Source organism: Streptomyces sp. W16 (assembly GCF_033194735.1).
GTDB lineage: Bacteria > Actinomycetota > Actinomycetes > Streptomycetales > Streptomycetaceae > Streptomyces.
In genome coordinates, this window is sequence record NZ_JAWOAI010000492.1 from 1 (window position 1) to 7,235 (window position 7,235).

The 7,235-nt window shown below is 70.4% G+C and carries 5 protein-coding genes, 2 rRNA genes and 1 pseudogene; 7 read left to right on the forward strand and 1 reads right to left on the reverse strand.

The genetic code is table 11. The annotated features are described in order from the left end of the window. From R6V09_RS41455 to R6V09_RS41470, 4 genes and pseudogenes are all read left to right on the forward strand, one after another. Nucleotides 1-105: ribosomal RNA gene (locus R6V09_RS41455) — 23S ribosomal RNA — on the forward strand; the annotation flags it as partial. 106 nt (nt 106-211) lie between these two features. Beyond that, a 5S ribosomal RNA gene (gene rrf, locus R6V09_RS41460) occupies nt 212-328 on the forward strand. A 147-nt stretch (nt 329-475) separates the two neighbouring features. Continuing rightward, nucleotides 476-1,906: pseudogene (locus R6V09_RS41465) on the forward strand (hypothetical protein); the annotation flags it as partial. A 75-nt stretch (nt 1,907-1,981) separates the two neighbouring features. Then, nucleotides 1,982-2,845: a tetratricopeptide repeat protein gene (locus R6V09_RS41470; protein WP_317886657.1), complete on the forward strand. Its 864-nt coding sequence runs from the start codon at nt 1,982-1,984 to the stop codon at nt 2,843-2,845. A 76-nt stretch (nt 2,846-2,921) separates the two neighbouring features. Here the strand turns inward: R6V09_RS41470 and R6V09_RS41475 are convergent, their stop codons facing one another. Then, on the reverse strand, nt 2,922-4,214 hold the full coding sequence (locus R6V09_RS41475; RefSeq protein WP_317886658.1) for a DUF1015 domain-containing protein: 1,293 nt from the start codon (nt 4,212-4,214) through the stop codon (nt 2,922-2,924). A 72-nt stretch (nt 4,215-4,286) separates the two neighbouring features. On the opposite strand from R6V09_RS41475, the gene R6V09_RS41480 reads away from it, so the two are divergent. The 3 genes from R6V09_RS41480 to R6V09_RS41490 form a co-directional block, all read left to right on the forward strand. Beyond that, nucleotides 4,287-5,315: an HAD hydrolase-like protein gene (locus R6V09_RS41480; protein WP_317886659.1), complete on the forward strand. Its 1,029-nt coding sequence runs from the start codon at nt 4,287-4,289 to the stop codon at nt 5,313-5,315. A gap of 51 nt (nt 5,316-5,366) precedes the next feature. Then, the gene (locus tag R6V09_RS41485; RefSeq protein ID WP_317886660.1) at nt 5,367-6,410 is read left to right on the forward strand and encodes a FecCD family ABC transporter permease; all 1,044 of its coding nucleotides are present in this window, start codon (nt 5,367-5,369) and stop codon (nt 6,408-6,410) included. Continuing rightward, the coding region (locus tag R6V09_RS41490; RefSeq protein ID WP_317886661.1) for a FecCD family ABC transporter permease at nt 6,407-7,235 on the forward strand (829 nt) is incomplete at its 3' end. The genes R6V09_RS41485 and R6V09_RS41490, both read left to right, overlap by 4 nt.

Consider the following 7,235-nt stretch of genomic DNA (forward strand, 5'->3'; position numbering starts at 1 on the left):
TTGAGGGGTTAAGGCTCCCAGTAGACGACTGGGTTGATAGGCCGGATCTGGAAGGCGGGTAACCGCTGGAGGTGACCGGTACTAATAGGCCGAGGGCTTGTCCTCAGTTGCTCGCGTCCACTGTGTTAGTTCTGAGACAACGAACAGTTGTCGGCTAGAGCTTGAACCACACAACAGAAAAGTGTGCTTGTTCGCTCGAAACCATTAGGGTTTCGGTGGTCATAGCGTGAGGGAAACGCCCGGTTACATTTCGAACCCGGAAGCTAAGCCTTACAGCGCCGATGGTACTGCAGGGGGGACCCTGTGGGAGAGTAGGACGCCGCCGAACAATCTTTGGAGGACCCCTGGTCCCAGCGTTCATGCTGGGACCAGGGGTCCTTTTGTTTTTCCAGAAACTTTCAGAAACATAGTTCGGAGCGCGCCGAGTAGCTGGCTGCGCGAGAATGACTTGCGGTACCAAAGACAGGAGTCACCGATGTCCACCAACTCTCCCGAGGACCGACCCGAGCGCGAGGAGCGGCGACGGGACAGTGGTGACCGCGGCGATCGTGGCGGGTACCGCGGAGGCCCGAGCCGTAGCAACGATCGAGGAAACGACCGCGGCGGCAGCAGCGATCGCGGCGGCTACGGCCGGCGTGACGACAACCGTGGCGGAGCTCCTCGTCGCGATGACCGTGGCGGTGCCAGTAGCGGGGGCGGTGGCGATCGCGGTGGTTACCGTGGTCGTGACGACCGTTCTGCCGGCCCGCGTCGGGATGACCGCCCCGCAGGTCCGCGCCGTGACGACCGGCCCGCAGGCCCCCGCCGTGATGACCGTGGTGGCGAGCGCGGAGGGCGTCCCGGTGGTTTCCGTCGGGACGACAACCGTGGCGAGCGGCCCGCGTTCCGGCGTGACGACCGCAGCGACAACCGTGGTGGTGAGCGTCGCGACGATAACCGCGGCGATCGTGGTGGCTTCCGTCGTGATGACAGCCGTGGTGAGCGTCCGCCGTTCCGGCGGGACGACAACCGCGGTGGCGGTGGTGGTGGTTTTCGGCGTGACGACAATCGTGGTGAGCGTCCGCCGTTCCGGCGTGATGACCGCAGCGACAACCGTGGCGAGCGTCCTGCCTTCCGGCGTGACGACGACCGCGGTGACCGTGGAAGTTACCCCCGCCGTGACGACCGGCGCGATGACCGCCGTAGCGACGACCGTGGCAGTGGTGATCGCGGTGGCTACCGTGGGCGTGACGACCGTTCCGCGGCTCCTCGTCGTGATGACCGTCCGTCCGGTCCGCGTCGTGATGACCGTGGTGGGGATCGTCCGGCCTTCCGTCGGGATGACAGCCGTGGTGAGCGTCCGCCGTTCCGTCGTGACGACCGCAGCGACAACCGAGGTGGCGAGCGTCCGCCCTTCCGCCGTGATGACCGTAGGGACGACCGCCGTGACGGTGACCGTCCTGCCTTCCGGCGTGACGACAACCGTGGAGACCGTGGAAGTTACCCCCGCCGTGATGACCGTCCGTCCGGTCCGCGTCGTGATGACCGTGGTGGGGATCGTCCGGCCTTCCGTCGGGATGACAGCCGTGGTGAGCGGCCTCCGTTCCGTCGTGACGACCGCAGCGACAACCGAGGCGAGCGTCCTGCCTTCCGGCGTGACGACGACCGCGGTGACCGTGGCAGCTACCCCCGCCGCGACGATCGTTCTGCCGGCCCGCGTCGGGATGACCGGCCCGCCGGTCCCCGTCGTGACGACCGGCCGTCCGGTCCCCGCCGCGATGACCGCGGTGGCGATCGCGGAGGACGTCCCGCAAGCGGAGGGTTCCGCCGGGATGACAGCCGCGGTGAGCGGCCGGCGTTCCGCCGTGACGACGACCGGCGCGGTGGCGGCCGGTTCCGGGACGACCGCGAGCGTGACCGCGACCGTGAGCCGATCAAGCGGCTGCCGATCCCCGAGGACGTCACGGGCGAGGAGATCGACAAGGACGTACGGCAGGAGCTGATGAGCCTGCCGAAGGGGCTCGCGGAGGACGTGTCGAAGAACCTGGTGATGGTCGCCCGGCTCATCGATGAGGACCCCGAGGGCGCCTACGCCTACTCCAAGATCGCCCTGCGGCTGGCATCGCGTGTCGCCGCCGTCCGTGAGGCGGCCGGGTTCGCCGCGTACGCGAACCAGAAGTACAGCGAGGCGTTGGCCGAGTTCCGGGCCGCGCGGCGGATGACCGGCAGCGTGGATCTGTGGCCCGTGATGGCCGACTGCGAGCGTGGGCTCGGGCGGCCCGAGAAGGCGCTGGAGATGGCCGGGGCCCCCGAGGTGCACAAGCTCGACAAGGCAGGTCAGGTCGAGATGCGGCTCGTCGCGGCCGGTGCCCGGCGTGACATGGACCAGCTCGACGCGGCCATCGTCACACTCCAGAGCCCCGAGCTGGCCTCGAACACCGTGCAGCCGTGGACCGCGCGACTGCGGTACGCCTACGCCGACGCCCTGCTCGCCGCCGGGCGTGAGGACGAGGCGCGGGAGTGGTTCGCCAAGGCCGTGGAGTCCGACAAGGACGGCAGCACGGACGCGTCGGACCGGCTCGCCGAGATGGACGGTGTCGAGTTCGTCGACGCGTTCGTCGAGGACGAGGACGAGGACGACAGCGACGCCGACAGCGAGCTCGACACGGATGCCGACTCTGAGATCGACGACAAGGTCGCGCCCCAGGCGGAGACCTCCGTAGTCGACGAGGTGGATGTCGACGACGAGGCCGACGACATCGATGAGGACGAGGACGACGAGGACGACGACATCGAGGACGATGAAGTCGAGCCCGCCGTCGCGGTCGAGGCCAAGGACGACGACAAGGGCGACGACAAGGACTGACGGCAACGCACGTCAGCAGTGACGAAAGGGCGGGACCCCGACACCGGGGTCCCGCCCTTTTTGTGTTTCCGCTGTCTCAGGGTTCCAGCGCGCGCAGCACCAGCCCCGACGCCGGCTTCGGGCCGAAGGACGTCGACTTGCGGGGCATCGTGACGCCCTGGCGGGCCAGGTCGCGTACGACCTCCTCGCGGACGGGGTGCATCAACACGGCCGTACCGCCGTCGCGTTCGGCCTTGCGGACCGTGGCGGCGGTGTCGTGGATGTAGGCGATGCGGGCCGGGTCATCCTCGGGGATGAGCCAGACGTGGTCCAGGAGGGTGGCGTGCAGGACCGTGGCGTCCAGGGTGCGCCAGGCGGCGGGGCGGTCGGCGGGGATCGTACGGGCGAGGAGGTCCGGGTCCGGGTGGTCGACCAGGTGGAAGGCGCCGTCGCCGGCGAGGAGGAAGGCGTTGCCCGCGCAGGCCGCGTCGGCGAGGGCCTCCAGGGCTTCCGGGAGGGGGACTTCCAGGTGCTGTACGCGGAACAGGCCGTCGAGGGCCGCCAGGGCGTCGGCCACCGGGACGCCGTGTAGGAGGCGGTGGATCGCGCGGACGCGGAGCGGGTAGCGGGCCGTGTCGACAAGGAGGACAAGGCCGTAGTCCCAGGGGCTGGGGGAGGGGTGCTCCGCGCGTAGACGTCGGTAGGTCGCCCAGCGGTGGTGGCCGTCGGCGATGAGGGCCTGGTGGCGGGCCAGGTCGGTCTGGATGCGGGTCAGGTCGGTGGGGTCGGTGACCGACCAGAGGCGGTGGCTGTAGCCGTCCTCCGTGGTCGTCGAGAGGAGTGGGGGGTCCTCTGCGATGCGCTCGACCACCGTCGTCGTGTCGGCCGGTGAGCCGCTGCCCCGGTAGGTCAGGAGCAGGGGTTCGAGGTTCGCGGAGGTGGCTCGCATGAGGGCCGCGCGGTCCGCGATCACGTGCGGCATGACGTCCTCGTGCGGCAGGACCACGCCCTCCGACGGGTCCGTCAGGCGCAGGGCGCCGATGACGCCGCGTTGCAACAGGCCGTTCCCGTCGTGCTGTTCGTAGACGTACAGGCCGGGCTCGGGGTCGGTGGTGAGGACTCCCTCGGCGAGCCAGCGGTGCAGGGTGTCGGCAGCCTGTTCGTTGCGGGCGCCGGCGGTGGTGGCCTGCGGGAGGATCAGGCGGACGATGTTGTGCGGGTCGGAGTCCTGGAGGTGGTGCAGACCGTCGGGGCGTACGACGACGTCGTACGGTGGGGACGTCACGGCGGCCAGGCTGCCGACCAGGTCGGGGTCGTAGCGAAGGCCTCGGAACGGGGTGAGTTCCAGGCCTCGGCGCTCCGTTGCTTCCGAGTGACCTGCGGTGTTCATCCCGGCATCGTACGTGTGTCAGTGGCGTGCGGGATGATCGGGTGAAAGCGATCGAACGAGGAGCGATGTGGAATGAGCCAGAGCGTCAGGACGAAGCCCGAGGGCAGTGGCCGGGCCCTGAGCGAGGCGTACGACACGGCGCTGCTCGACCTCGACGGGGTGGTGTACGCGGGGGGCAACGCGATCGCGCACGCCGTCGACTCGCTCGCCACAGCGCGCGCGGGCGGCATGCGGCTCGCCTACGTCACCAACAACGCTCTGCGGACGCCGGACGCGGTGGCCGAGCATCTCACCGAGCTGGGGATACCGACCGGGGCCGACGACGTCATCACCTCCGCGCAGGCCGTCGCCCGGCTGATCAGCGAGCAGGTGCCGGCGGGTGCCCGGGTGCTGGTGATCGGCGGGGAGGGGCTGCGGGTCGCGCTGCGCGAGCGCGGGCTTGAGCCCGTCGACTCGGCGGAGGACGAGCCGGTGGCGGTCGTGCAGGGGTACGGCGGGCCCGACCTGGCGTGGGGGCGGTTCGCGGAGGCCTGTTACGCGATCGCGCGCGGGGTGCCGTGGTTCGCTTCCAACACCGACCTCACCATCCCGAGCGCGCGCGGTATCGCGCCGGGCAATGGCGCGGCGGTGGAGGTCGTACGGATAGCGACCGGGGCCGAGCCGCAGGTGGCGGGGAAGCCGTTGCCGCCCATGCACAAGGAGACGATCCTGCGGACGGGCGCCGAGCGGCCGTTGGTGGTGGGGGACCGGCTGGACACGGATATCGAGGGGGCGTTCAACGGGGAGGTCGACTCGCTGCTCGTCCTGACCGGTGTGACCGACGGAGCGCTGTTGCTCGCCGCGCCGCCGCAGCACCGGCCGACGTACGTCGACGCCGATCTGCGGGGCATGCTCACCGGGCAGCCCGAGGTCACCGAGGCGGGAGACGGCTTTCGGTGCGGGGGTTGGACCGCGACGGCGGGCCGCGACCGGCTGGAACTCGACGGTGAGGGTGAGCCCCTGGACGGGCTCCGGGCGCTCTGCGCGGCGGCCTGGACAGCGGCGGGGGACGGTTCCTGTGCGCTGGACGCGGAGAAGGCGCTGGCGCGACTGGGGCTGTGAAGAGGGGGCTCGCCTCCAAGGTCAAATGCGAGGGTAGGCTAACCTAACCTGGTGTTGGTCGACAGTCCCCCAGAACCGTGCGCGGAGACCGCCCCCGCGCCCCCAACCCGCCGGGCGATACGAGTCCTTGGGCTCTTCGTCTCCGTGGCGCTCCTGGTGCTCGTCGCCCTGGTGAGTATCGCGATCGGCGCGAAATCGCTGCCGTTGGGAGATGTGTGGCATGGCCTTTTCCATGACTCGGGGACGTACGCGGACATCGTGGTCGGCGACCGGATCTCCCGTACGGTCCTCGGTCTGCTCGCCGGGGCCGCGCTCGGCCTCTCCGGCGCGGTCCTCCAGGCGCTCACCCGCAACCCCCTCGCGGACCCCGGGCTGCTCGGCATCAACGCCGGTGCGTCGGCCGCGGTCGTCACCGCCATCACCTACTTCGGTGTCACCTCGCTGAGCGGCTACGTCTGGTTCGCCTTCGCGGGTGCGGCCGTGGTCGGCGCGCTGGTCTGGTTCCTGGGCGGCAGCCGGGGCGCCACCCCCGTGCGCCTCGCCCTCGCCGGAACCGCGATCAGTGCCGCGCTCTACGGCTATCTCCAGGCCGTCATGATCATGGACGACGCGGCGCTCTCCAAGATGCGCTTCTGGACGGTCGGTTCACTGGCCTCGGCCACCGGCTCGACGATCACGCAGGTCGCGCCGTTCCTCGCGGTCGGCACGGTGGTCTCGCTGCTGCTCGCCCGGCCGCTGAACGCCGTCGCGATGGGCGACGACACCGCCCGCGCCCTCGGCGCCAACCTCAACCGCACCCGGGCGCTCGCCATGCTCTCCGCGACCGTGCTGTGCGGGGCCGCGACCGCCGCCTGCGGGCCGATCGTGTTCGTCGGCCTGATGGTGCCGCACGTGGTGCGCTCGTTCACCGGCCCCGACCTGCGCTGGATCCTGCCGTACGCCACGATCCTGTCGCCCGTGCTGCTGCTCGGCGCGGACGTCCTCGGCCGGCTGATCGCGCGGCCCGCGGAGCTGCAGGTCGGCATCGTCACCGCGATCCTCGGCGGTCCGGTCTTCATCTTTCTCGTACGACGGCGGAGGACGGCCCAGCTGTGAAGGCCACATCAACTGCCACACCAACTCAGGCTCCCCGTACGCGGGCCGTACGGACCGGCGGCCTATCCCTCCGCCTCGACCTCCGTGCCTTCGCGGTCGTCGTCCTTCTCCTGCTCTGCGCGCTCACCGCGAGTGTCGTGCTGATCGGTACCGGCGACTTCCCGATCTCGGCCGGTGACGTCCTCAAGACGCTGTTCGGGGGCGGGGACGCGGGGCAGGAGTTCATCGTCAACGAGCTGCGGCTGCCTCGGGTCCTCGTCGGGTTGCTGGTCGGTGCCTCGCTCGGGCTCGGTGGTGCGCTGTTCCAGTCCATTTCCCGTAATCCGCTGGGCAGTCCGGACGTCCTCGGCCTCTCGCAGGGGGCGACGGCCGGGGCGCTCGTCATGATCGTGCTGTTCTCCGGCAGCGCGACCGCCGTCACCCTCGGGGCGCTCGTCGGCGGTCTGGTGACCGGGCTCGCGATCTATCTGCTCGCCTGGAAGCAGGGGGTGCACGGGTACCGGCTGGTCCTGGTCGGCATCGGCGTCTCAGCCGTCGTCACCGCGGTCAACGGCTATCTGCTCACCAAGGCGAACCTCGTCGACGCGGCCCGCGCGGTCGTGTGGATGACCGGCTCCCTCAACGGCCGTGACTGGACGCAGGTCTGGCCGCTCCTCGCGCTGTGCGCCGTACTGCTGCCGCTCGTCCTCGCCAACGCGCGCGGGCTGCGGATGATGGAGATGGGCGACGACGTGTCGTACGCCCTGGGGGTGCGTGTCGAGCGCGTACGGCTGCTGCTGATGGTGGCCGCCGTGCTGCTCACCGCCGCCGCGACCGCCGCTGCCG

Bases quoted from the DNA above. Each gene is read 5' to 3' on its own strand.
- R6V09_RS41480 (WP_317886659.1), top strand. From the start codon at position 4,287: ATGAGCCAGAGCGTCAGGACGAAGCCCGAGGGCAGTGGCCGGGCCCTG.
- R6V09_RS41475 (WP_317886658.1), bottom strand. From the start codon at position 4,214: ATGAACACCGCAGGTCACTCGGAAGCAACGGAGCGCCGAGGCCTGGAA.
- R6V09_RS41470 (WP_317886657.1), top strand. From the start codon at position 1,982: ATGAGCCTGCCGAAGGGGCTCGCGGAGGACGTGTCGAAGAACCTGGTG.